The following is a 24,379-nucleotide window of genomic DNA, read 5'->3' as shown; positions in this document are numbered from 1 at the left end:
AACCGGGCGCCCAGTGTTCAGAGCGTCGCCAACCTCTGCACCAGCAAAAACGCCCCGATCCCCAACATCGCCGCCCCCGACGTCCGCGTCACCGCACGCGCCGCCGACGGCCGCGCGCCGAGCACGGCCCGGGCGCCGAGGCCGACCGCGAGGTAGACCGCGGCGCAGCACGCCATGTGGAGCAGGCCGAGGGTGGCCGTCTGGACGGGGACGGGCAGGCCGCCGGGGCTGGTCAGGAACTGGGGCAGCAGGGAGAGGTAGAGCAGCAGGCCCTTGGGGTTCAGGCCGCTGATCGTCGCGCCGCGGAGGAATACGCGGGTGCGGGAGGCCTCGGCGCGCTCGTCCGTAGCGCCGGGGGTGCCCGGCCGCCGCAGCACCCCCCACCCCAGCCACACCAGATACCCGGCCCCCGCCACCGTCAGTGCGGTCAGCAGCCGCGGCTCGCCCGCCACCAGCACCGCGAGACCGGCCACCGCCAGCACCGTGTGCAGTGCGTACCCGGCGACCAGACCGCCCACCGCCCACCCCACGGAACGGCCGCGCAGACCGGCCGAGATCGCGTACGCCCAGTCGGCACCCGGCACGCACACCAGCAGAAGATCGAGGGCGAGGAAGGAAAGCAGCAGTCCGTTGTCCACGTGAGTGACATTAGGCGCGATTGGCTCGAAAGTGTTCCCGGATTTTGCTCGACATCAGCTCATCCATGGAAGGATCTACCTCATGGACGACGTGGATCGCAAAATCCTTGCCGAGCTGCAGCAGGACGGGCGGCTGACCGTGACCGAGCTGGCCGGGCGGGTGCGGCTGAGTGTCTCGCCGTGTCATCGGCGGCTGCGGGAGCTGGAGCGGTCGGGGGCGATCAGCGGGTACCGGGCGGTGGTGGACCCGGCTGCTGTGGGGCTGACCTTCGAGGCGCTGGTCTTCGTGTCCATGCGGCAGGAGGACCGGGACACGGTCGCCGGGTTCGAGCGGGCGATCGCGGAGATTCCCCATGTGCTGGACGCGCAACGGCTGTTCGGGGAGCCCGACTATCTGCTGCGGGTGGCCACCGCCGACCTCGCCGCCTTCCAGCGGCTGTACGACGAGCGGCTGGCGACGCTGCCGGGAGTGCAGCGGCTGACGTCGACGCTGGTGATGAAGCACGTGGTGCGGGACCGTCCGCTGCCCGCATAGGGGCCGAACAGCGCAGCAGGCGGTGGTTCACCGTCCGGTGAACCACCGCCTGCCAGACAGGACTTGGGCCTGGAAAAAGAGATCTGTGAGGAGATCTGCGAAGAGATCTATTTCGTCGGCTTCTTGCCGGTCACGCCCAGGTGCACCAACAGCGCCAGATTCGGCTTGAGTTCAGCCTGCTTGACGCCCCAGGTCTGGAATCCCTTCTGGTGCGAGGCGACGGCCGCGAGCATCGCGACCAGTGAACCGGCGACCGCCGCCGGGTTCACGTCCTTGTCGACCCTTCCCTTCGACTGCAGTTCGGTGATCGAGTCGGTGAGGGAGTTGTTCACCGAGTTCAGGATCTTCATACGGATCTTGTAGAACCGTTTGTCGCCCTCGGCCGCACCGAGGTCGACGACGCGCAGGATCGCGTCGTTCTTGCGCCAGAACTCGAGGAAACCGTCCACGAGTTCCTGCGCGGTCTGCCAGCCGGCCTTGCCGACCCAGGAGCGGCCCTCGAGAAGCGCGGTCAACTGACCGCCCTCGGTGGCCATTTGCTCGGCGATCTCCAGGACGGCGCCCTCGACGTCCGGGAAGTACTGGTAGAAGGTCGCGGGCGAAGTCCCTGCTTTCCGGGCGACATCGATGACTTTGACGTCCCGGTAGGGGGAGGAGCTGAGCATCTCGCTGAGGCAGTCGAGCAGCTTCTGCCGGGTCGCCTGCCCACGCCGGCCGGCCACGCGGCCGTCGACGGTACGCACTTGTCCTGTCATGTCGTCAGCTTACCGAGGGGTGATGGGAGCGCGATTCGGCCGACTGCAAATGGGGTGCACGAGAGGGCGGAGGCTGGTGTGCCTGGTCCTGCGGGGTGCGTGAGTCGCCGTTAGTTTGGCGGTATGGCCGAAAACAGGGCATCCGCGTACGGAGAGGGCGTCCCGTGCTGGGTGGACGCGCAGCTTCCCGATGTGGAGGCGGGCAAGCGGTTCTACGGCGAGCTCTTCGGGTGGACCTTCGAGGACCGGCCGGAGGTGTCCGGCGGCTCCGTGTGGGCCCGACAGGAGGGGGAGCCGGTTGCCGCGCTCGCGCGCAAGACGGACGGGCGGCTGCCCACCGTGTGGACCGTGTACTTCGCGACGCCGGACGCCGAGGCGCTGGCCGACCGGATCTGGGCGGCCGGCGGGCAGGTCGTCACGGCGCCCACGCCGGTCGCGGAGCTGGGCACGGCCGCGCTGGTCACCGACCCCGAGGGTGCCGTCTTCGGCCTCTGGGAGCCGGGCAGCCACCCGGGCTTCGGCAGGCGGCACGAGCCCGGCACCTTCGCCTGGGCCGAGCTGTACGCCCGGGACGTGGAGGTCGCCAACACCTTCTACGGCGATCTCTTCCACGACGCCCTGTTCGGGCCGGACGCCAGGCCCGACTTCGGGCGCGCGCCCGTCTCGGAGGTCTTTCCGGCCGAGATGCCGCCCCACTTCCTGGTCCACTTCGGCGTCGAGGACTGTGACGCCGCACTCGGGAGGGTGAGCCGTCTCGGAGGTCGGATCTGGGCGCCAGTATTCGAGACGTCGTACGGAAGGGTGGCCGTCGTCACCGACAATCAGGGGGCGTCGTTCGCGGTGCTGGAGCGATCGAAGGAACGACCGATGGAACGACCGCAGCAGAGCGACTGAAAACTGCTGAAATAGACCGACTGAAACAGACCGCGCGGTGAAACATACCGTTTTGGGGTGAGGCATCCCGACTCGTTCCCGGGTTCGCAACCAGTGCCCGGGACAGGAAGAATCAGGGTGCGTGCCGCCATGGCGGTGCGGTGGTGAGACGCTGCACGGGGTCGCGTGAAGATGTGGCCGGCGCGGCCCGTACGGGGAGGTGGCAGGCAAGTGGTGGATCAGCTGACACAGCACGATCCGCGGCGTATCGGTCCGTTCGAGGTGCTGGGGCGGCTCGGTGCCGGCGGCATGGGACTGGTCTATCTCGCGCGCTCGGCGTCCGGCCGGCGCGTGGCGATCAAGACGGTCCGTACGGAGCTCGCCGAGGACCAGCTGTTCCGCGTCCGCTTCTCGCGCGAGGTCGAGGCCGCCCGGGCGGTCTCCGGCTTCTACACGGCGGCCGTGGTCGACGCCGACGCACGTGCCGCCGTGCCGTGGCTGGCCACCGCGTACGTGCCCGCGCCCTCCCTCGAAGAAATAGTGAACGAGTGCGGGCCGCTCCCGGCCCAGGCGGTGCGCTGGCTCGCGGCGGGTGTGGCCGAGGCGCTGCAGTCGATCCACGGCGCCGGTCTGGTGCACCGGGACCTGAAGCCCTCGAACGTCCTCGTCGTCGAGGACGGTCCCCGGGTGATCGACTTCGGTATCGCCTCCGGCGTCTCGAACACGCGTTTGACAATGACGAACGTCGCGGTGGGTACGCCCGCCTATATGTCGCCGGAGCAGGCGAAGGACTCGCGGTCCGTGACCGGCGCGAGCGACGTGTTCTCGCTCGGCTCGATGCTCGTCTTCGCCGCCACCGGGCACCCGCCCTTCCATGGCGCCAACCCCGTCGAAACGGTCTTCATGCTGCTGCGGGAGGGCCCGGACCTGGAGGGTCTCCCGGAGGAGCTGCGCCCGCTGATCGAGTCCCTCATGCAGATGGAGGCCACGGCCCGGCCCAACCCGGCCGACCTCCAGGCCCAGCTGGCCCCCCATCTCTTCGGCTCCGGCTCCGACGACAGCGGTACGGCCTCGGCCTGGCTGCCCGAGCGTGCGGTGAGCCTGATCGAGGCGCGCCGCAACGGCCGTCCGGCGGGGAAGACGGGCCAGGGCGGCGGCCGCAGCGGCGGCGGCGCGCGACCCGCCCCCGTGCCGCCCCCGCCCTCGCACGACCCCGTCGTACCGGCGTCCCCCGTGTCCGTCGGCGCCCCCGACACCGGTCCCGTCCGGCTGGCCGGCGCCCAGGTGCCCATCGGGCCCGGGCCGCGGGTCTCCGACGTCCGCGCCGCCGCCGTGAAGGCGCCTCCTCCGGAGGCCGCCCTGGCCGCCTCCTGGTCCAAGCCGCGCCCCGGAGTCAACGGCGCGGATCCTGCCGTAGGCCCTGTCGTCCCCGCGTCGCTGCCCGCGCCGCCGGAGACCGCGGCAGGCTGGCGCCCCTGGCGTTTCCGCATGTCGAACGATGTGTGGGGCACCCCGTCGGTCTCCGGCGACCTCGTCTACGTCACCTCCTTCGAGGTGCACGCCCTGGACGTGGCCACCGGCCGCCGGCGGTTCAAGACACGGGACGTGGCCTGGTCGATGGCGGTCGCCGACGGCCGTATCCACGCCTCCGACGGGCCGACGCTGTTCGCGCTGGACTGCCGTGAGGGCGCCGACCTGTGGCGGCTGTCCACGGACGCCTGGGTGTACTCCCTCAAGGCCGACCGCGGCACGGTCGTCACCGGCACACGCGGCGGCGGCGTCCAGGCCTGGGAGGCCGCGAACGGCCAGAAGCTGTGGGAACTCACCGGGGCGCAGACCGACTTCGAGTCCCCGGAGGCCGGGCCCGCCGTCCACGAGGGCACGGTCTACGTCTGGCAGGACGCCCGGCTGCGCGCCCTGGACGCCCGCACCGGCAAGGAGCGCTGGTCCTACCCGATCGGCGACGCGGCCTCGTGCGGTGGCGTGCCGGTACGGGTGACGCACGCTCCGGACGGATACGTGTACGTCTGCGCCGGCACTCGGGTCCTGGCGATCGACGTGGCGAGCGGCCATGTGAAGTGGCACTTCGAGGCCCCCGCGGTCTTCCTCTGCCCGCCCACCTTCGCGCCCGGCCCCGCGGTCACCGGCGGCGGCATCTACCTGGTCGACTACCTCGGCACGGTGTACGCCCTCGATGCCACCGACGGCCGCGACCGCTGGCGCATCGCCACCGAGTCCCGGGCGTCGATCGACCCCGTTCTGGTGGCGGCCGGGCATGTCCACGTCGGCAGCGGCAAGGGGCTGTACACCCTGGACGCGGTCACCGGCACACCCAAGTGGCGCTTCCAGGCGGGCGGCGACATCGTGGGCGCCCCCGCGGTGGCGGAGGGCCGCATCCACTTCGGCTCCACGGACCACCTGCTCTACACGCTGAAGGCCGACGACGGCCGGCTGCGCTGGAAACTCGCGACCGGCGGCGAGATCACCGGCTCCCCGGTCGTGAAGGACGGCGTCGTGTACGCGTGCAGCAAGGACCGCTGCGTGTACGCGCTGGACGCGGAGAAGGGGACGGGGACCGCCCGGCCCGCATGAGTTGTTGGTGACGGCCGTCGTACCGATGTCACGGAAGGGTGTGGCCGGCGGCCGTCCACCTAGACGCTACGCCGGGTGCGCGGCGGTCGCCACGCGGTGACATGGTCGTGACAGGCGTTCGCTAGAGTGACCGTGTGAACACACGGGGGCGCACACTCAAGTACACGGCCGTCATCGGGTTCGTGGTCCTGTCGCTGACGGGCTTCTCGGGACGGCACCACGGCATCGGCAAGCACCACCACAGCGGCGGCGGGTGCAGCAGCTCGTCGCAGGACCACGACACGTCGTCGCACACGACGACCACGACCGGCGGCAGCGGTTCGTACTCGTCGCCGTCCACGGCTGCTTCGCCGTCGCCCGCCATGGCGGTCCTGCTGAAGTGCGCGACCGTGAAGCAGCCGTACGCGACCGTTGAGGTCAGCAACCCGAACGACACCGCGGGTACCTTCGAGGTCACCGTCACCTTCCGGGACGCCGAGGGCGCAGCGGCCGGCACCCGGGTCGACATCGCGGACGTGCCCGCGAACGGGACGGCGACCGTGAGGGTGAACGTGGGCGGCAGCAACGCCCTCGTCACCCGCATCAAGCACTGCGAGGTGCAGGATCAGGCACCGGCCGCGAGCTGACGTCCTACCGCGTACGGAACTCCCTCCGCCGCCCGGCGAACAGCTCCGCCTGCCGCTCGCCCGGGAGGTTTCCGAGCGAGACCAGGTGGGCCGCCTGCGCGAACCCCGGTGCGACGGCGCTCTCCCGCGCCGCCCACAGGGCCCGCACGGTCCCCTGGACGCCCTCCGCCGGATACGCGGCGATCACCGTGGCGCACTTAGTTGCGGCCGCCAACGCCCCGCCGGGCTCGGTGAGTTCGGAGACGAGCCCGATGTCGTAGGCCCGTTGCGCGGAGATCCGCTCCGCCGTCCCCATCAGCATCATCCGTGCGACCTCGCCGTACGGCATGCGCTGCGCCATGAGCACGGACTCGTAGGCGCTGACCATGCCGTACGTGGTGTGCGGGTCGAAGAAGGCGGCGGTCGTGTCGGCGACGACGAAGTCCGACTCGCCGAGGAGATAGAAGGCGCCCCCGCAGGCCATTCCCCGTACGGCGGTGATGACCGGCTTCCACAGGTCGTTCGCCTTGGGCCCGACGCGGAGGAGGGGATCGTCGGCCATGTAGGGGGAGTGGGGCTGCGGGACGACGGCGGTCCGGTCGAGGCCCGTGCAGAAGGCGCGCTCACCGGCGCCGGTGAGGACGACGGCCCGTACGGAGTCGTCGAAGCGCAACTCCCGCCAGGTCTCCTGCAGTTCGTCCCGCATGGTCAGGTCGACGGCGTTGAGCCGCTCGGGCCGGTCCAGGGTGACGACCGCGACGCCGGTGTGCTGGTCGACGGCCGTGCGCACGGAGACGGGCGCGGTCATGGGCGCTCCAGAACCCACTGCGGAAGGCCCTCGTCGCTGAACACCACCTGCACCTTGGCGCCGATCCGGATGCGCTCGGCCGGCACCGAGTCGAGCCGCGCACCGGGCTCGGCGACGAGGTTGCCGACGAGACGGATGCGCGGGGCGTCGGTGAGCTCGACGACGACGACGTTGTACGGGGCCTGGTCCGCGTAGTCGGGCAGGAGCGGCGGGTGGGGCACGACATACGACCAGATGCGACCGTGACCGGCGACCTCCCGCCATTCGCTCGCGAAGGACTGGCAGTGCGGGCAGCAGGGCCGGGGCGGGAAGCGGAGTTCGCCGCAGTCGGCGCAGGCCTGGATGCGGAGTTCGCCCTGGCGGGCGTAGCCCCAGAAGGGGGCGCCGTCGGAGTCGATGACGGGATCGAGCATGCTCAGCTCCTCAGCAGCAGGGCGGAGGTCGGTACTCCCTCGCCGGCGGTGACGAGGCAGGTGGCGGCGTCCGGGACCTGGGCGGTGCTGGTGCCGCGGAGCTGCCGTACGCCTTCGGTGATGAGGTTGAACCCGTGGACGTAGGCCTCGCTCAGCCCGCCGCCACTGGTGTTGAGGGGCAGCCGCCCGCCGATCTCCAGGGCCCCCTGCTCGGTGAACGCCCCGCCCTCGCCGCGGCCGCAGAAGCCGTAGCCCTCCAGGGAGAGCGGTATGAGCGCGGTGAACGCGTCGTAGATCTGGGCCACGTCGACGTCCTGGGGCGTGAAGTCCGCGTGCTTCCACAGGTGCCGGGCGGCGGTCCAGGCGGGGCCGGTGAGCGGGTCGTCGTTCCAGTAGTTGACCATGCCGTGGTGCTGGGCGGGCAGTCCCTGGGCGGCGGAGTGGACGTAGACGGGCGCCCGTCTGCAGTCCCGGGCGCGCTCGCGGGAGACGACCACGCACGCCAACGCACCATCTGTTTCAAGGCAGTTGTCGAAGAGGCAGAGCGGCTCGCTGATCCAGCGGGAGGTCATGTACATCTCGCGGGTCAGGGGCCGCTCGTACATCACGGCGGCGGGGTTCTGGTTGGCGCGGTTGCGGCAGGCGAGGGCGACATTGAACAGGTGGTCGCGGGTCGCGCCGTACTCGTGCAGGTAGCGGCGCGTCAGCATGGCGATCTCGTCCGCGGGGCGGAGCAGACCGAAGGGGCGGGTCCACTGTGCGGGGGTGGGCAGTTGGACGGTGGTGTTCTTCCAGGGGCGGGGGCCGGAACCCCGTTTGCGCGAGCGCCAGGCGACGCCGACCGTGGCCTGACCGGAGGCTATGGCGGCCGCGAGGTGGGCGACCGTGGCGCACGAACCGCCGCCCCCGTACCCGACCTTGCTGAAGAACGTGAGGTCACCGAAGCCGACGGCCTTCGCCAGCTCCACCTCGTCGGTCTCCTCCATGGTGTACGAGGCGAGCGCGTCGACCTCGCCGGGCGCGATACCGGCGTCGTCGAGGGCGGCGAGGACGGCACGGCAGGCGAGGGTCCGTTCGTCCTCGTCGAGGCGTTTGGCGAAGGGGGTCTGCCCGATGCCGACGATCGCGGTGGCGTCCTTGATTCCGGCCACGCTGGTGCACCTCCGCATGCTGTCCCGTGAGCTGACAGGGCGTCAGGCTACAGCTAATCTGACGGTCAGTCAGCTAGTAGTAGGGGGCTGTTGTGCGCGGTGACGTGGAGTGGGGCAGCATTCCGGGACTCGTCCGGTCGGCGGCCGAGCGGTACGCGGACTCCGAGGCGGTGGTGGAAGGCCGTACCCGGATCTCGTACGCCGAACTGGGCGCCCGCGTCGAACGGTCGGCGGCGGCCTGTGTCGCGGCGGGCATCTCACCGGGCGACCGGGTCGCGATCTGGGCCCCGAACTCGCCGGCCTGGATCGTGGCGGCACTGGGCGCGGTGTCGGCCGGGGCGGTGCTCGTGCCGATCAACACGCGCTTCAAGGGCGCGGAGGCGGCGGACGTGCTGCGCAGGAGCGGGGCGCGGCTGCTGTTCGTGACGGGGACGTTCCTGGGGACGTCGTACGTGGCCTCGCTGCGGCGGGCTGTCGACCGGGGGCCTGGGCTGCCGCATCTCGAGCAGGTGGTGGTGCTGTCGGACGACGCGCCCGAGGACTTCCGCACATGGAAGGACTTCCTCGCGGGCGGGGACGCGGTCGGGCCGGCCGAAGTGCGGGCGCGCTCGGCGGCGGTGGACGGTTCCTCGCCGTCGGACATCGTCTTCACGTCCGGTACGACGGGCCGCCCCAAGGGCGCGGTGATCACACATGCGCAGACGCTGCGGGCGTACGAGATCTGGTGCGACCTGGCAGGGTTGAGGCAGGGCGACCGCTACCTCATCGTGAACCCCTTCTTCCACACCTTCGGTTACAAGGCCGGAGTCCTGGCCTGTCTGATGCGCGGCGCGACAATGATTCCCCAGCCGGTGTTCAACACCGACACGGCCCTCGCGAACATCGCGGCGGAACGGGTGTCGGTACTGCCCGGCCCGCCGACCCTGCACCAGTCCCTGCTGGACCACCCCGCCCGCGACGCCCACGACCTCTCGGCGCTGCGGCTGGTGGTGACGGGCGCGGCGGTGGTGCCGCTGCAACTCGTGGAGCGGCTGCGCGGGGAACTGGGCGTGGAGACGGTCCTGACGGCGTACGGCCTCTCGGAGGCCAGCGGCATCGTGACGATGTGCCGGCGCGGCGACGCCCCCACGGTGATCGCCTCGACGTCCGGCCGCGCGATACCGGGCACGCAGGTGCGGGTCGAGGCGCCGATCGGCGAGCCCGGCGAGGTCCTGGTCCGCGGCTTCAACGTCATGCGCGGCTACTACGAGGACGAGGCGGGCACGGCGGAGGTCCTGACGGAGGACGGCTGGCTGCGGACCGGCGACGTGGGCGTGCTCGACGGAGACGGGAACCTGCGGATCACCGACCGGATCAAGGACATGTTCATCGTCGGCGGCTTCAACGCCTACCCGGCGGAGATAGAGCAACTGCTGGGCCTGCACCCGGATGTGGCCGACGTCGCGGTGATCGGCGTACCGGATCCGCGGCTGGGCGAGGTCGGGAAGGCGTACGTGGTGCGCCGTCCGGACTCCTCGATGACCTCGGACGACCTGATCGCCTGGGCCCGGCGCGAGATGGCGAACTACAAGGTGCCGAGGTGGGTGGAGTTCGTGGCGGAACTGCCGCGGAACGCGAGCGGGAAGGTGGTCAAGGGGGAGTTGCGCAGATCCTGAGACATGCCTCGGCCGCGGTGGCTCCCCCTCCGAGCCACCGCGGCCGATCCCCGTGCGGAGAAGGCGTGGCCGTCAGGCCTTCTCGTCGGTGATGTGGATGTTGTCCGGGGTCACCTTGGCGGTGTCCTTCGCGGTCACCGTGAGCGGCTCGTCGGTGATGTGGATGTTGTCCGTCGAGTCGCCGGCCGGCTCGTCCGTGATGTGGATGTTGTCCGTGGTGTTCTCGGCGCTCATCGCTTACTCCCCTGAAGTGTTGGACGTTGGATGGACAGGATCCGCCCGGCAACTCCCCCGAGGACTGCCGGACGGATCCTGGAGCCGGATCACCATAAAGGCCCGACTCGACGCCGTTCCGCTTGCCCCCCGACGCGACGGCCCGACACAGGAAAGACTGCCTGACCGCGATAAACGAACGATGAACGCCTCCGTCGCGCCCGCTCAGGCCGCCTGCGTCGGCGTCAGCAGGCTCCGGGCCTCGGCCGCCTCCGGCGCGCCGAGCGACTCGAAGATGTCGAGGGCCTCGCGCCAGCACACCTGCGCCCGGTCCAACTGGCCGATGCCGTTGAGGGCGCGGCCGAGAACGGTGAGGACGTTGCCGCGCCGCCACTCTCCGCCGATGCCCCGCAGCAGGGTCAGCGCCGTCTCCGCGTTCGACGCCGCCTGCGCGGGGCGCCGGTCCTTGAGGTCGAGCTCGGCGAGGCGGAAGACCGTCATGCCCTCCCACAGCCGCTGCCGGCTGTCCCGGAACACCCCGAGAGCCTGCTGCAGGCACTCGGCCGCCTGGGCCAGCTTCCCGCTCTGCGCCAGAGCGAGGCCCAGCGCGTACCGCCCGTTGGCGCCCTTCAGGTCATGCCCCATGTCGTCGTACATGGCCGTGCCCTGCCGGGCCAGTGTCACCGCGCTCTCCGCCCGGCCGGTCGCAAGATGCACGCGCGACAGGTTGCAAAGGGCGCTCGCCTCGCCCGGCCGGTCGCCGAGCACGCGGAAGTGCTCGATGGCGCGGGTGAAGTGCGACTCCGCGTCCTCGTGCCGGTTCTGGTACGCCGCGATCGCGCCGCCGACGTTGGACGACCAGCAGCCGGCCAGCGCGTCGTGGGAGGAGTCGGTCAGCTCGCGGGCCCGGCCGGCCTCCTTGTCGGCGAGGTCGAAGCGGCCGATGAGGCTGTGCGCGTAGGCCAGCGTGATCAGTGCCCGGGCCTCCGCGTACGGGTCCTCGGCCGCCTGCGCCGCCGTGCACAGGGCCACTGCGACCGTCTCGTACTCCCGGGAGTTGGCCCCGGACTCCGCCAGGTCGATCGCTGCCCACAGGACGTCGACGGCGCGCCGGAGCATCCCGGGATGGGCGGACTGCCGCACGCACGCCAGCAGTGAGACCGCCTCGGCGTACAGCCAGTCCTGCGCGGTGTGCCGGTCCTCGAACGGCAGCCCGGGATACTCCGGGGTCGCGAGGTGGTCCACCAGCCGGTCTCCCGGCCGTTCGATCAGGTAGACCGCCGCGGCGGTGGCCAGATAGAAGTCCAGCAGCCGCGACACCGCCGCATCCCGCTCGCTCGGCGGCCATTCGTCCCGCTCCGCGCACGCACGCGCGTAGAGCCGCACCAGGTCGTGGTAGCGGTAGCGGCCGGGAGCCGCCGACTCCAGCAGCGAGGTGTCGACCAGCGACTCCAGCAGATCCTCCGTCTCCTCCAGGGGGAGGTCGAGGACCGCCGCGGCCGCTGCCAGCGACATGTCCGGCCCGTCCGCCAGGCCCAGCAGCCGGAACGCCCGTGCCTGGGCCGGCTCCAGCGCGCCGTAGCCGAGCTCGAACGTGGCCTTGACCGCCAGGTCGCCGGCCTGCAGTTCGTCCAGGCGTCTGCGCTCGTCCGCGAGCTTCGCGGCCAGCACGGAGACCGTCCAGGTGCGGCGGGCCGCCAGCCGGGATGCCGCGATGCGGATCGCCAGCGGCAGGAAGCCGCAGGCCGCCACCACGTCCAGGGCGGCCTCGCGCTCGCTCGCCACCCGCTCCTCGCCCACGATCTTCGTGAAGAGCGACAGCGCCTCGTCGGGGGACATCACGTCCAGGTCCACCAGATGGGCCCCGGCGAGGTCGACCATCCGCACCCGCGAGGTCACCAGCGCCGCACATCCCTCCGTGCCGGGCAGCAGCGGCCGGACCTGCGCCGCGTCCCGTGCGTTGTCGAGCAGGACCAGCACCCGGCGGCCGTCCAGGACGGACCGGTACAGCGCCGCCCGTTCCTCCAGCGAGTCCGGGATCGCCGAGTCGGCCGTGCCCAGGGCCCGCAGGAAGGAGCCCAGAACCGTCTCCGGTTCCGCCGCCCGTGACCCCGCGCCCTGCAGGTCGACGTACAACTGGCCGTCCGGGAAGGACGTGCGTGCCTGATGGGCGACGTGCACGGCCAGCGTCGTCTTGCCGACGCCGCCGATGCCCGCCAGCGCCGACACCGCCATCACGCGTCCCTCGGCCGAGGACAGCACCTCGCTGAGCTCTTGGACGAAGGCCGCCCGCCCGGTGAAGTCGGGGACGGTGGCGGGCAGTTGGGCGGGGCGGACCGGGGCGGCGGCCGGCTCGGCCTGCGGGGACGGCGGCTCCGCCAGACCCGGGTCCGCCCGCAGGATCCGCTGCTGCAGCTCCCGCAGCCCCGGCCGCGGGTCCACGCCCAGCTCGTCCGCCAGCAGGCGGCGGGTGTCCGCGTACACGGCCAGTGCCTCCGCCTGGCGGCCGCTGCGATACAGCGCCAGCATCAGCAGTTCGCGCAGGCGCTCACGCAGCGGGTGGGCCGCGGTGAGGGCGGTCAGCTCCGACACCGCCTCCGCGTGGCAGCCCTGCTCCAGGTCCATGTCCAGGCGGGATTCGAGGAGTTGGAGCCGCCACTCCTCCAGGCGGACCCGCTGTGCCTCCGCGTACGGGCCGGGTACGCCGGCCAGCACCTCGCCGTCCCACAGCGCCAGCGCGCGGCCGAGCACCTCACGGGCGTGGCACAGGTCCCCGGCGTTCCTCGCCTTCTCCGCCTCGGCGGCGAGGTCCTGCGCCACCGCCAGGTCGAGGGCGCCCTCGGCCAGCCCGCGCACCGCGTACCCGCCGGACTCGCTCACCAGGACCCCCGGGTCCAGCACCTTCCGCAGCCGGGAGGCGTACGTCCGCAGCGCTGCGAGGGCCTGCGACGGCGGTTCCTCGCCCCACACGGCGTCGATCAGCTCGCCCGCGGTGGCCGTGCGGCCCTCGCGCAGCAGCAGGGCGGCGAGCAGGGCACGTTGCTGCGGGGAGCCGGTGCTCAGCTGCTCCGTTCCGCGTCGGGCTCGTACCGGACCGAGCACGCCGAAGCTCAGCGGGGCAGGCTCCGCAGAGGAGCCGGCCCGCCTCTGTTCCGGCACTCGCGGTACACCGTCCATCGCCGTCTCCCTAGACACAGTGGGCAACTACGTCAGTCTGCCTTGTTCCTGGCGGATGCGTCAGCTGTGGAGAGCGCTCACACAGACAGACGCGCGGGATATCACAAGGCCCTCACCTGCTCTTCGCACACCTCTTGGCACAGATACCGACAGATCCGAGCAACAAGAAGCGTCCAAGCGTCCGCAACCACATAGCTGACGGACCGTCAGATCGGCGCTACCGTGACCGCCATGGAGACCACGAAGGACTTCCCGGACTTCCCGCTGATCATCTCCGTCGACGACCACACCGTGGAGCCCGCCGACGTCTGGCAGAGCCGCCTGCCGAAGAAGTACCTCGACACCGGCCCCCGTATAGTCCGCGCCCCGCTGAAGGAGATCTCCTTCCTCGGTGGCCGCTTCCGGCCCGTGATGGGTGCCCCCGGCGACGACGGACCCCTCGGCGACTGGTGGCTGTACGAGGGGCTCCAGCGTCCCCTCACCCGCCTCGACACCGCGGTCGGCTACAGCAGGGACGAGATCAAACTCGAGATCATCACCTACGAGCAGATGCGACCGGGCTCGTACGACGTCCCGCAGCGCCTCGCCGACATGGACGTCAACCACGTCCAGTCCTCCGTCTGCTTCCCGAGCTTCCCGCGCTTCTGCGGCCAGACCTTCACCGAGGCCAAGGACCACGAGCTGGCTCTGCTCTGCGTCCAGGCCTACAACGACTGGATGGTGGAGGAATGGTGCGGGCCGCAGGCCCAGGGCCGGCTCATACCCCTCACCCTCATCCCCCTCTGGGACGCCGAGCTCGCGGCGGCGGAGGTCCGGCGCAACGCCGCCCGCGGGGTCCGCGCCGTCGCCTTCTCCGAGATACCCCCGCACCTCGGCCTCCCCTCCGTCCACTCCGACGACTGGGACCCCTTCCTCGCCGCGTGCGACGAGACGGGCACGGTCATCGCCATGCACATCGGCTCCAGCAGCCGTATGCCCTCGACGTCCAAGGACGCCCCGCCCGCCGTGGGTTCCACCATCACCTTCGCCAACTGCTGCTTCTCGATGGTGGACTGGCTGATGAGCGGCAAGTTCGAACGCTTCCCCAACCTCAGGATCATGTATGCGGAAGGCCAGATCGGCTGGATCCCGTACATCCTCGAACGCGCCGACGTCGTCTGGGAGGAGAACCGCGGCTGGGGCGGCGTCGCCGACAAGGTCCACCGCCCGCCGTCCGAACTCTTCGCCGAGCACGTCTACGGCTGCTTCTTCGACGACGCCTTCGGGCTGAAGAACCTCGACGCGATCGGCGTCGGCAACGTCCTCTACGAGACCGACTACCCCCACTCCGACTCCACCTGGCCGAAGTCCAGGCAGGTCGGCGAGGCGCAGATGGGCCACCTCGACCCGGCGGTGGTGGAGCGGATCGTGCGTGGCAACGCCATCGAACTGCTGGGGCTCACCCCTGAGGGGCTCTGGCGGTGAGTGCCCTGACGTACGGGATGCAGCTGCCCGTCCAGTCCCAGAGCACCCTCTACGCCGAGGGCTGGGAGGCAGGCGCCGGCCCCGAGGACCTGGTGGAGATCGCCCGTACCGCCGACCGCGCCGGCTTCGGCTATCTCGCGAGCTGCGACCACGTCGCGATCCCGCGCCGGCTGGCCCCCGCCATGAGCACGGTCTGGTACGACCCCGTCGCCACCCTCGGCTTTCTGGCGGGCGTGACCGAGCGGGTACGGCTGCTCAGCCACGTAGCCGTCGTGGGCCTGCGGCATCCGCTGCTGACGGCCAAGCAGTACGCCACCCTCGACCAGCTGGCGGGCGGCCGCCTGATCCTGGGCGTCGGCGCCGGGCATGTGCGGGAGGAGTTCGAGGTGCTCGGCGTCGACTTCGAACGGCGCGGGGCCGTCCTCGACGAGTCGATCGACGCCCTGCGCGCCGCCCTCGGCCCGGACGAGTTCCCCGAACACCACGGCAAGCTCTACGACTTCGAGGGGCTGGGGCAGCAGCCGCGGCCGGTCCAGGAGAGCATCCCCCTCTGGGTCGGCGGCTCCTCGCCCGCCGCCGTACGCCGGGCCGCTCTCAAGGGCGACGGCTGGCTGCCGCAGGGCGACCCGCGGGACCGGCTGCCCGCACAGATCGAGCGGATACGGCGGCTGCGGGATGAGGCAGCCCGCGGCGGAGCCGCAAATGGATGCAGTGAGGGGACGCCCTTCGTGATCGGCGCCATCACCGAGCCGCTCTACCTCGGCACACCCGCCTGGGACGTCGGCCGCCGCACTCTCACCGGCCCCCCGGACGCGCTCGCCGAGTCCCTGCGGGCGTACCGCGCGATGGGCGTGCACCAGATCCAGGTGCGGTTCCGCAGCCGCAGCCGCACTGAACTCACCGACCAGATGGCGGCCTTCGGCGCCGACGTGGCGCCCACTCTCTGAGGAGTTACGGCATGGGCAAACTGGACGGACGCGTCGTGATCGTCACCGGGGCGGCGCGCGGACAGGGGGAGCAGGAGGCCCGCCTGTTCAGAGCGGAGGGGGCCGAGGTCGTGATCGCCGACGTCCTCGACGAGCAGGGCGGCGCCCTCGCGAAGGAACTGGGCGCGCGCTACGTCCACCTGGACGTGAGCCAGGAGGACCAGTGGCGGTCGGCGGTGAGCGCCGTGAAGAACTCCCTCGGCCGGATAGACGGCCTGGTCAACAACGCCGGCATCCTGCGCTTCAACTCCCTCCTCGACACACCCCTCGACGAGTTCATGCAGGTCGTCCAGGTCAACCAGGTCGGCTGCTTCCTCGGTATCAAGACCGTCGCGCCGGTGATGGAGGACGGCGGCACCATCGTCAACACCGCCTCGTACACGGCCGTGACCGGCATGGCGGCCGTCGGGACGTACGCCGCCACCAAGCACGCCATCCTCGGCCTCACCCGCGTCGCAGCCCTGGAACTCGCCGACCGGCGCATCCGCGTCAACGCCATGTGCCCCGGCGCCATCGACACCGCCATGTCCAACCCGGCCCAGCTGGACCCGACGGCGGACGCGGAGGAGACGGGCCGGGCCCTGGACGAGCTGTACCGCAAGCTCGTGCCGCTCGGCAGGATCGGGAGGCCGGAGGAGGTCGCGCGACTGGCCCTGTTCCTGACCTCCGACGACTCCTCCTACATCACGGGGCAGCCGTTCGTGATCGACGGGGGCTGGCTGGCGGGGGTGTCGGTCTTCTGACCGGTCGACCCGACCCGGTGTATCTGACTGGCCGTCAGCTATTGACGGTGCATGCGGGCGGTGCAACAGTCGGGCGGCAGAGAATCTGACGGTGCGTCAGGAACGTAGGGATGGTGACCCGCCTTGGAATTCGGGCTCTTTGTACAGGGATACGTGGGCAAGCGCGCCGAGACCGACCCGCTCGCCGAGCACAAGGCACTGATGGAGGAGACCGAGTACGTCATCCAGGCGGACAAGTCGGGCTTCAAGTACGCCTGGGCGTCCGAGCACCACTTCCTGGAGGAGTACTCGCACCTCTCCGCCAACGACGTGTTTCTGGGGTATCTGGCGCACGCGACGGAGCGGATTCATCTGGGGTCCGGCATCTTCAACCCGCTCGCCCAGGTCAACCACCCGGTGAAGGTCGCCGAGAAGGTCGCCATGCTCGACCATCTCACCGGCAACCGCTTCGAGTTCGGCAGCGGGCGGGGCGCCGGCTCGCACGAGATCCTCGGGTTCATTCCGGGTGTGACCGACATGAACTACACCAAGGAGATCTGGGAGGAGACGATCGCCGAGTTCCCGAAGATGTGGCTCCAGGACGAGTACGCCGGCTTCCAGGGCAAGCACTGGCAGCTCCCGCCGCGCAAGGTCCTGCCCAAGCCGTACGGGAAGTCGCATCCGGCGATGTGGTACGCCGCCGGGTCGCCGCCCTCGTATGCCATGGCCGCTCGTAAGGGCCTCGGTGTGCTCGGGTTCAGCATCCAGAAGGTCTCCGACATGGAGTGGGTGCTGGAGCAGTACAAGACGGCGATCGTGAACGCGGAGCCGGTCGGGGACTTCGTCAACGACAACGTGATGGTCACGACCACGGCCATCTGCGCGCCCACCCACGACGAGGCGATACGGATCGCCACCAACGGCGGGCTGCACTATCTGCCGTCGCTGGTGTTCCGGTACCACGACACCTTCCCGCGGCCCGAGGGCTTCCCCGTGTGGCCGGTGACGCTGCCGGAGTACACGCCGGAGTTCGTCGAAGTCCTCATCGAGGAAGAGCTGTTGATCTGCGGAGATCCGGACGAGGTGCTCACGCAGTGCAAGCGGTGGGAGCAGGCCGGGGCGGACCAGCTGAGCTTCGGGCTGCCGGTGGGGGTGCCGAAGGAGGAGACGCTGCAGACGATTCGGCTGATCGGGGAGCATGTGATTCCGAAGATCGACACGGATCCTGTGCATCGGACGTCCCGGTTCCGGGCTGCTGCTTGATCGCCGTTGCGGGGTGCGGGTCTGTGGGGGCTGGTCGCGCAGTTCCCCGCGCCCCTAGGGAGGCATGCCCAACGCAACCCAAGGAGTCACCGCATGCTTGATCATGTCATCAAGGGGGCGACCGTCGTCGACGGGACGGGCGCACCCGGCTACGCGGCCGACGTCGGTATCCGGGACGGCCGTATCGCCGTCATCGGGATCATCACTGAGGACGCACGGACGACGGAGGACGCATCCGGGCTGGTCCTGGCGCCCGGCTTCGTCGACCCGCACACGCACTACGACGCCCAGCTGTTCTGGGACCCGTACGCGACCCCGTCCCTCAATCACGGTGTGACGACGGTCGCGGCCGGGAACTGTGGTTTCACGCTCGCGCCTTTGAACCCCTCCCGGCCCGAGGACGCCGACTACACGCGGCGCATGATGTCCAAGGTCGAGGGCATGTCGCTGGTTGCGCTGGAGGAGGGGGCGCCCTGGAGCTGGCACTCCTTCGGTGACTATCTGGACGCCCTCGAAGGGCGGATCGCCGTCAATGCGGGATTCATGGTCGGGCACTGCGCGCTTCGCCGCTATGTGATGGGGCCGGATGCGGTCGGCGGGCAGCCCAGTGAGGAGCAGCTGGCGGAGATCGTGGGGTTGCTGCACGCGGCCATGGACGCCGGGGCCTGGGGTTTCTCCACCACCCAGTCGTCCACCCATTCGGACGGCGACGGGAAGCCGGTCGCCTCCCGGCACGCGAAGCCGGCGGAGCTGCTGGCGCTCTCCCGCGCCGTCGGCGAGCACGAGGGCACGCAGATCGAGGCGATCGTCGCCGGCTGCCTCGACCAGTTCAGTGACGCCGAGATCGACCTGTTCGCGGAGATGAGCGCGGTCGCAGGACGTCCCCTGAACTGGAACGTCCTGACCATCGACGCCTCCGTACCCGAACGTGTGCCCCGGCAGCTGTACGCGAGTGAGCAGGCACGGAAGGCGGGCGGCCGGGTGGTCGCACTGACCATGCCCATCCTGACGCCGATGAACATGTCCCTGGGCACCTTCTGCGCGCTGAACCTGATACCGGGCTGGGGTCCGGTCCTCGGGCTGCCGGTCCCGGAGCGGATCGCCCGGTTGCGCGACCCGGACGTACGCGCGGAGATGCTGGAGCACGCCACGTCCAAGGAGGCCGGCGTCTTCCGGCGGCTCACGAACTTCGGGCGGTACGTCATCGGGGACACGTACAGCAAGGCGAACGAGGGGCTGACGGGCAGGGTCGTCGAGGAGATCGCGGAGGAGCGGGGGCAGGACCCGTTCCAGTGCCTCGTCGAGATCTGCGCGGCCGACGAGCTGCGTACGGTCCTGTGGCCCATGCCCACCGACAACGACCCCGCCTCCTGGGCGCTGCGCGCCGAGACCTGGCAGCACGAGGACGTGCTGCTCGGTGGATCCGACGCCGGTGCGCACCTGGACCGCATGTGCGGAGCCCCGTACACCACCCGTTTCCTGGGTGACTGTCTGCGCCGACGGAAGCTGGTGGGTCTGGAGCAGGCGGTGAAGATGCTGACCGACGACCCGGCCCGGCTCTTCGGGCTGCGTGAGCGGGGCCGGGTGGAGGAGGGCTTCCATGCGGATCTGGTCCTCTTCGACCCGGAGCGGATCGACGCGGGTACGGCCACCCTGGTGCACGACCTGCCGGGTGACAGTCCGCGGCTGGACGCCAAGGCGATCGGGGTGCGGGCCGTGTGGGTCAACGGGGTCGAGGCGATCCGGGACGACGTGGTGAGTGGCGCCGTGCCCGGGAAGGTGCTGCGGTCGGGGCGGGACACCCGGACGGTGAGCACCAGGTGACTCAAGGGGCGGACGGGCAGCGGCTGTTCGTCGGCGGCCGGTGGGTCGAGCCGGACGGCGGCCACTACGAGGTCGTCGACCCGGCGACCGAGGAGACCATCGGGTGGGCTCCGGAGGCCTCGCGGGATCAGGTGCACGCGGCGTGTGCCGCGGCCCGCGAGGCCTTCGGGCCGTGGTCTCGTACGTCGCCGGAGGAACGGGCGGCGGTGCTCGGCCGCACGGCGGACATCATCGGCAGCCGGTTCCTGCCGTACGCCGAACTCGCCCAGGCCGAGACCGGGGCGACGACCGGGACGGCGCGGGCGATGCAGGTCGGAGTGGGCGTGGCCCGGTTCCGGCGGTACGCGCGCGTGGAACCCGCCGAGTGGGCGATTCCGCCGCAGATCAACGAGGCGGGCCCGATGGGGAAGGCGGGCGTGATGGGCGCGCTGGCCGTCCGCCAGCCGGTCGGCGTGGTCACCTGCATCACGTCGTACAACAACCCGTGGGCCAACCCGGCCGGCAAGATCGCCCCGGCCCTGGCCATGGGCAACACGGTGGTGGTGAAGCCGGCCCCGCAGGATCCGTTGTCGGTCTACCGCATGGCGGAGGCGCTGGAGGCGGCAGGAGCCCCGGCGGGTGTGGTGAACGTGGTCTCCGGGCGGGCGGTGGAGGTCGGCGAGGCGGCCGTGGCGTCCCCGGACGTCGACATGGTCAGCTTCACGGGGTCGACGGCGGTCGGGCAGCGCATCGGTGAGGTGTGCGGGCGCGGCATGAAGCGTCAGCTGATGGAACTGGGCGGGAAGGGCGCCGCAGTCGTCTTCGACGACGCGGACGTCGGCTCGGCGGTCGCGGGGATCGGCACCACCTTCTCCTTCTACAGCGGCCAGATCTGCACGGCGCCTACGCGGGTGCTGGCGCAGCGGGGCGTGTACGACCGCTTGGTCGAGCAACTGGCCGCGTACGCAGACCGGTTGAAGGCGGGCGACCCGAGGGAGCCGGGCACGATCGTCGGCCCGGTGATCTCCGCGGCCCACCGGGACCGTGTGGAGTCGTACGTCGAACTGGGCCGCAAGGAGGGCGCGGTGGTGGCGGCGGGCGGTGAACGCCCCGCGATCGACCGCGGCTTCTATGTCGCTCCCACCCTCCTCGCCGACTGCACCAACGACATGCGCGTGGCCCGGGAGGAGATCTTCGGCCCGGTCGTGTCGGTGATCCCCTTCGACGAGGAGGAAGAAGGCATCGCCCTCGCCAACGACAGCGACTACGGGCTCATCGACTACGTGTGGTCCGGGGATGTCGCCCGCGCCTTCCGCGTGGCCCGGCAGCTGCGGGCGGGCGGGGTGGGGGTCAACACCGTCGGCCGCAACATGGAGGCGCCGTTCGGGGGCTTCAAGAAGAGCGGGGTCGGGCGGGACGTCGGCTCGTACGCGCTGCATGCGTACAGCGAGGTGCAGGCGATCGTGTGGCCGGGGTGAGCCGGCCCGGTGGGCGCCTCCGGCTCACCCGTCCAGATCCACCCGCACCGTCAGCTGTCCCACGCCGATCACCCGTACCGCCGCGCTGTTGAGCCGGGGCAGGGCGCGCAGCCGGGCCGCGGTGTCGTCGTCCGGCAGGAGGTGGGCCGTGCCGGTGTGCCAGCGGCCCCGGAGGCGGACCCGTACCCGCGGATCGGCCTTGATGTTGCGGACGTACTGCGAGCGCTCGCCGAACTCGGAAACCAGCCAGAACGAGTCGCCGACCCGGCGCCCGCCGACGGGCGTGCGGCGGGGCAGGCCGGAGGTGCGGCCCGTGGTCTCCAGCAGGGTCTGGAGCGGAAGGCGGCGCATGACCGCGTTGAGCTTGCGCTGGAAGGCCGTGACGGCTCGGTACTTGCTCTCGGCGCGACGGGGCATCGTTTCCGGATCTCCTGTTGGGTGAAGCGGCTCCTCCCGCGGCAGCGGGAGGAGCCGAAGGAGCAGACTCAGCCGCCGCTCTTTCGCCGGAACGACCGCTGACTCGCAGCCGGGCCGTGCGCGCCTCGAATCTTCGACGCGTCGGCGTTCTCGGACAGGGCCGCCGCGGCCTCCTCCTGCTTGCTGCGCTTGCGTGCCAGGGCCTCCCGGAACTTGCCCTTCAGGTCGTACTGGCCGTCCTCGTCGGGCGCCAGGGCAGGGCTCTCGGCCTCATCCGGCTCCGAACCTTCTTGCCGTGGAGACTCTGCAGACATGGTGACCTCCTGGGTTCGGGCAGTGTGAGCACAGCTTGTCATGCCGGGTCCGGCGCTGGACGTCCGCGTCCGGCGTCGAGCAACCTGCAGCCGGCCTCTCACCCCCGCTATGGCGGTGGAGGCCACCAGGCGGTGGCTCAGCCTCAAGTTTCCCCCTTGCTGAGGTGTTCACGGGCCGCGGTCCGCACCCGTTCTGTTGCGATCTTGGACGCCGGCCACACCCGCCCTGGAACGCAAAGGCGATTCCATGAAGCAGCCAAGAGACCGTGAACCGGCTCTGACCGGTTGGACTGTCAACGGCGCACAGCGAGGGGAATCGGGGCATGCACGCACCCGCACAAGCACGGCCGACAAGGCTCACTGTCGCGGCAGCGTTGCTCTGCCTGATCACCGTCTCCTGCGGCGGCAGCGGCAGCACCACGCCAAAGTCACCCGCGTCCCGCACCACCGCCGGACACGGCTACGCAGCGGCGTACGACGCCGGATGGCGTGAAGGCAAACGGCTCTTCGAGGACGGTGGCAAGGGCGCCGCGATTCGCGAGGTGGTGTGGGGAGGCTGCGTCCGCCGGTCGCTTACGGCCCAGCCGCGCAGTGTCGTGGAGAAGGACCGCGGGGCCTGGGTGCTGGGCTGCAAGCAAGGCGTGGGATCGGGAACGAACCGTCATCTGCCGACGAGTCGCGTGACACGCCGCGAATCCGATCCCGACCTCCTGGCCCGGTTCCGGTCCTGGGCCCTGGCGCACGGAGCGAAGCAGCCCGCGCAGCATGTCGGTCGGGTGCTCCTCGTCCACCTCGGGGACCGGGACTACGACGTCGAACTCGCCACCGCCTACACCGACACGAGTGCGAAAGCCGAAGTGAAGCAACTGGCCGACACATTCGCGACCTGGTGGGACGGCGACGACGGTGACAACGCCAGAGCGTGGAACCTCATCGTCTCCACTGGGAACGGCGAGCGCCTCATCACCCGCAACCTCTGAAGTCCGCTCACGTCACTTGGCAAGCCGCCCCAGAAAGACCGGATTTGTAAACCCCGCCATCACCCCCGGCACCGGCCCCACCGCGGCCTCATGCCGCAGCTCCGCCCGCACATACGCCGCGTAACAGGCAGTCGTACGCCACTCCGCCACCCCGGAGCCCGCCACCGGCAGCGGTTCGCTCGTGAACAGGACGCCCTGGTCGGTCACGAGGCGGATCGTGCAGCGCGGGGCGCCGGCCGCTTCCAGGCGTACGGTCACCGGCGTCTCTCGGTCGACCTCCAACCGCTCGCCGGGACCGGCGGCCCGGTCATCGGCGGAGGCCGTGAAGGACAGGGACACGTTCTTCGACTCGGCGACGTACGACCGCCCCGCCCGGATACCGTCCTGGATCGCCTCCCGGGTCAGATCCTCGGCGAGGACCACTGTCTGGGGCATGCCGACCACGTCCGGATTCCGGTGAGCGTCACTGTTGCCCATCGCCGGAATCCAGTCGCGCCCCTCCCGCACGGACGCGACCAGCATGTTGTCCCACTCCGCCAGCGTCACCTCGTCGTCCGGCGTCCACGGCCCGTTCCACACCTCGACCGCGTCCGCTTCCCCGAAGCCGAACTTCCAGCCGCAGCCGACGCAGGTGGCGTGCGGGTGGGCGGGTACGACCAGGCCTCCGGCGCTGTGGATCCGGCGGGCGTATGTGGCCCAGCGGTTGTCCCGGGCCCGGTAGCGCCAGTCGACGAAGGTGCCGGGATCGGTGCCGAGGGCGAGGACGTGGCCGTTCCTCGTCGTCACCTCCTCGCCGAGCATGATCAGCAGGTCGTCGCCCGCCGCCGAGGCCCAATGCGGGTGCGAGGAGTGGGTGTTGTGGTCCGAGGAGTTGATGAAGTCCAGGCCGGCTGCCCGTGCGAGGGCCGCGACCTCGGCCGGAGTGCGGCGGCCGTCGGAGTACCAGGTGTGGAGGTGGCAGTCGCCGCGGTACCAGGCGCGGCCCCGGCCCTTCGCCCGTGTGGGTGGGTACACCGGCTCAGGTGTCTCGCCGGGCTCCCCGTGCGTGAGCGTGACCGTGAGCTCGTACGACAGCCCCTGCGGCGCCACCGTGTACGGGCCCAGCGCGATGTGCCAGGTGCCGGGGCGGATCGGACCGGGGAGGTATCCCGGCGTCGCGTCGTCCGCCCGTACGAAGAACTCCGTACGCGCCCCGCCCGACCACCCCCGGAACCCCTTCCCGCCCAGCTCCGTGCCGCGCTCGTCGAAGAGGCCGATGTCGAGCGCGTTGCCGGGGGTGCCGGGTGGGACGGAGGGGCGGTCGTAGTTGTAGGAGACCCTCAACTCACGTACGCCAGGCGGGACGTCGACGGGTACGTATACGTAGTCCGGGGAGCCGGGCGGCAGCGTGCCGCGCATTGTCGTCACACCCTCAACGTAAGCCGCCTCCAGGGGCGCGGGGAACTGCGCGACCAGCCCCCATGTACCCGCACCCGCCAACGACGGTCGACCAGCCCGCCTGGGGAGTAAATCCCGACCAGTCGGTATGGACATATGG

General features: G+C 70.8%; 22 protein-coding genes. 12 read left to right on the top strand and 10 right to left on the bottom strand.

Annotated elements, in window-relative coordinates; all coding sequences use genetic code 11:
* Positions 1 to 17: 17 nt before the first annotated feature.
* On the bottom strand, positions 18 to 638 hold the full coding sequence (locus EDD92_RS21370; protein WP_123965808.1) for a LysE family translocator: 621 nt from the start codon (positions 636 to 638) through the stop codon (positions 18 to 20).
* An 82-nt stretch (positions 639 to 720) separates the two neighbouring features.
* Here EDD92_RS21370 and EDD92_RS21365 point away from each other — a divergent pair, with 82 nt between their 5' ends.
* Positions 721 to 1,173, top strand: a complete 453-nt coding sequence (locus EDD92_RS21365; protein WP_123965807.1) for an Lrp/AsnC family transcriptional regulator — start codon at positions 721 to 723, stop codon at positions 1,171 to 1,173.
* A gap of 107 nt (positions 1,174 to 1,280) precedes the next feature.
* Here EDD92_RS21365 and EDD92_RS21360 read toward each other — a convergent pair whose 3' ends face one another.
* The gene (locus EDD92_RS21360) at positions 1,281 to 1,916 is read right to left on the bottom strand and encodes a TetR family transcriptional regulator (RefSeq protein WP_123970478.1); all 636 of its coding nucleotides are present in this window, start codon (positions 1,914 to 1,916) and stop codon (positions 1,281 to 1,283) included.
* Positions 1,917 to 2,051: 135 nt separating this feature from the next.
* Between EDD92_RS21360 and EDD92_RS21355 the strand changes: the two genes are divergently transcribed.
* From EDD92_RS21355 to EDD92_RS21345, 3 genes are all read left to right on the top strand, one after another.
* Positions 2,052 to 2,822, top strand: coding sequence for a VOC family protein (locus EDD92_RS21355; RefSeq protein WP_123965806.1), 771 nt, complete (start codon positions 2,052 to 2,054; stop codon positions 2,820 to 2,822).
* Positions 2,823 to 3,032: 210 nt separating this feature from the next.
* Entirely contained in the window at positions 3,033 to 5,393 is a 2,361-nt protein-coding gene (locus tag EDD92_RS21350; RefSeq protein ID WP_123965805.1) for a PQQ-binding-like beta-propeller repeat protein, read from the top strand.
* Positions 5,394 to 5,527: 134 nt separating this feature from the next.
* Positions 5,528 to 6,019, top strand: coding sequence for a hypothetical protein (locus EDD92_RS21345; RefSeq protein WP_123965804.1), 492 nt, complete (start codon positions 5,528 to 5,530; stop codon positions 6,017 to 6,019).
* Between the two features lie 4 nt (positions 6,020 to 6,023).
* On the opposite strand, the gene EDD92_RS21340 is transcribed toward EDD92_RS21345, so the two are convergent.
* The 3 genes from EDD92_RS21340 to EDD92_RS21330 are packed head-to-tail and all read right to left on the bottom strand — an operon-like array spanning position 6,024 to position 8,388.
* Positions 6,024 to 6,806 carry an enoyl-CoA hydratase/isomerase family protein gene (locus EDD92_RS21340; protein WP_123965803.1) on the bottom strand — a complete coding sequence of 261 codons (783 nt, stop codon included), beginning with the start codon at positions 6,804 to 6,806 and terminating at the stop codon, positions 6,024 to 6,026.
* A complete protein-coding gene (locus EDD92_RS21335; RefSeq protein ID WP_123965802.1) occupies positions 6,803 to 7,219 on the bottom strand; it encodes a Zn-ribbon domain-containing OB-fold protein in 417 nt (138 codons plus the stop codon). Before EDD92_RS21335 ends, EDD92_RS21340 begins: the two co-directional genes overlap by 4 nt.
* Positions 7,220 to 7,221: 2 nt before the next feature.
* Positions 7,222 to 8,388, bottom strand: coding sequence for a lipid-transfer protein (locus EDD92_RS21330; protein ID WP_123965801.1), 1,167 nt, complete (start codon positions 8,386 to 8,388; stop codon positions 7,222 to 7,224).
* Positions 8,389 to 8,462: 74 nt separating this feature from the next.
* Between EDD92_RS21330 and EDD92_RS21325 the strand changes: the two genes are divergently transcribed.
* Positions 8,463 to 10,025 carry a FadD3 family acyl-CoA ligase gene (locus EDD92_RS21325; RefSeq protein WP_260326661.1) on the top strand — a complete coding sequence of 521 codons (1,563 nt, stop codon included), beginning with the start codon at positions 8,463 to 8,465 and terminating at the stop codon, positions 10,023 to 10,025.
* A gap of 72 nt (positions 10,026 to 10,097) precedes the next feature.
* Here EDD92_RS21325 and EDD92_RS49915 read toward each other — a convergent pair whose 3' ends face one another.
* Together EDD92_RS49915 and EDD92_RS21320 are read right to left on the bottom strand one after the other, a co-directional pair.
* Entirely contained in the window at positions 10,098 to 10,259 is a 162-nt protein-coding gene (locus tag EDD92_RS49915) for a hypothetical protein (protein ID WP_185124085.1), read from the bottom strand.
* A 204-nt stretch (positions 10,260 to 10,463) separates the two neighbouring features.
* Positions 10,464 to 13,415, bottom strand: coding sequence for a BTAD domain-containing putative transcriptional regulator (locus EDD92_RS21320; RefSeq protein ID WP_123965800.1), 2,952 nt, complete (start codon positions 13,413 to 13,415; stop codon positions 10,464 to 10,466).
* Between the two features lie 231 nt (positions 13,416 to 13,646).
* Between EDD92_RS21320 and EDD92_RS21315 the strand changes: the two genes are divergently transcribed.
* The 6 genes from EDD92_RS21315 (at position 13,647) to EDD92_RS21290 (ending at position 21,131) form a co-directional block, all read left to right on the top strand.
* Positions 13,647 to 14,879: an amidohydrolase family protein gene (locus tag EDD92_RS21315; protein WP_185124084.1), complete on the top strand. Its 1,233-nt coding sequence runs from the start codon at positions 13,647 to 13,649 to the stop codon at positions 14,877 to 14,879.
* Between the two features lie 17 nt (positions 14,880 to 14,896).
* Positions 14,897 to 15,826 (top strand): LLM class F420-dependent oxidoreductase, encoded by a 930-nt coding sequence (locus EDD92_RS21310; RefSeq protein ID WP_123970476.1) that lies wholly within the window; start codon positions 14,897 to 14,899, stop codon positions 15,824 to 15,826.
* Between the two features lie 11 nt (positions 15,827 to 15,837).
* Complete coding sequence (locus EDD92_RS21305) at positions 15,838 to 16,608, top strand: SDR family NAD(P)-dependent oxidoreductase (protein WP_123965798.1); 771 nt, start codon at positions 15,838 to 15,840, stop codon at positions 16,606 to 16,608.
* A gap of 123 nt (positions 16,609 to 16,731) precedes the next feature.
* Positions 16,732 to 17,850, top strand: coding sequence for an LLM class flavin-dependent oxidoreductase (locus EDD92_RS21300; RefSeq protein ID WP_123965797.1), 1,119 nt, complete (start codon positions 16,732 to 16,734; stop codon positions 17,848 to 17,850).
* A gap of 6 nt (positions 17,851 to 17,856) precedes the next feature.
* Positions 17,857 to 19,674, top strand: a complete 1,818-nt coding sequence (locus EDD92_RS21295) for an amidohydrolase family protein (RefSeq protein WP_260326660.1) — start codon at positions 17,857 to 17,859, stop codon at positions 19,672 to 19,674.
* Positions 19,671 to 21,131, top strand: coding sequence for an aldehyde dehydrogenase family protein (locus EDD92_RS21290; protein ID WP_123965795.1), 1,461 nt, complete (start codon positions 19,671 to 19,673; stop codon positions 21,129 to 21,131). The genes EDD92_RS21295 and EDD92_RS21290 overlap by 4 nt, the downstream gene beginning before the upstream one ends.
* Positions 21,132 to 21,155: 24 nt before the next feature.
* Here EDD92_RS21290 and EDD92_RS21285 read toward each other — a convergent pair whose 3' ends face one another.
* The gene (locus tag EDD92_RS21285; RefSeq protein WP_123965794.1) at positions 21,156 to 21,548 is read right to left on the bottom strand and encodes a nitroreductase/quinone reductase family protein; all 393 of its coding nucleotides are present in this window, start codon (positions 21,546 to 21,548) and stop codon (positions 21,156 to 21,158) included.
* A gap of 68 nt (positions 21,549 to 21,616) precedes the next feature.
* Positions 21,617 to 21,862: a DUF5302 domain-containing protein gene (locus EDD92_RS21280; protein WP_123965793.1), complete on the bottom strand. Its 246-nt coding sequence runs from the start codon at positions 21,860 to 21,862 to the stop codon at positions 21,617 to 21,619.
* A gap of 323 nt (positions 21,863 to 22,185) precedes the next feature.
* On the opposite strand from EDD92_RS21280, the gene EDD92_RS21275 reads away from it, so the two are divergent.
* On the top strand, positions 22,186 to 22,842 hold the full coding sequence (locus EDD92_RS21275; RefSeq protein ID WP_123965792.1) for a hypothetical protein: 657 nt from the start codon (positions 22,186 to 22,188) through the stop codon (positions 22,840 to 22,842).
* A 12-nt stretch (positions 22,843 to 22,854) separates the two neighbouring features.
* On the opposite strand, the gene EDD92_RS21270 is transcribed toward EDD92_RS21275, so the two are convergent.
* Positions 22,855 to 24,375 (bottom strand): CehA/McbA family metallohydrolase, encoded by a 1,521-nt coding sequence (locus EDD92_RS21270; RefSeq protein WP_123965791.1) that lies wholly within the window; start codon positions 24,373 to 24,375, stop codon positions 22,855 to 22,857.
* Positions 24,376 to 24,379 lie beyond the last annotated feature (4 nt).

This window comes from Streptomyces sp. TLI_185, from assembly GCF_003814765.1.
GTDB lineage: Bacteria > Actinomycetota > Actinomycetes > Streptomycetales > Streptomycetaceae > Streptomyces.
Note: the sequence above shows the minus strand (reverse complement) of the source record. Positions and strands in the feature narration are given on the sequence as shown.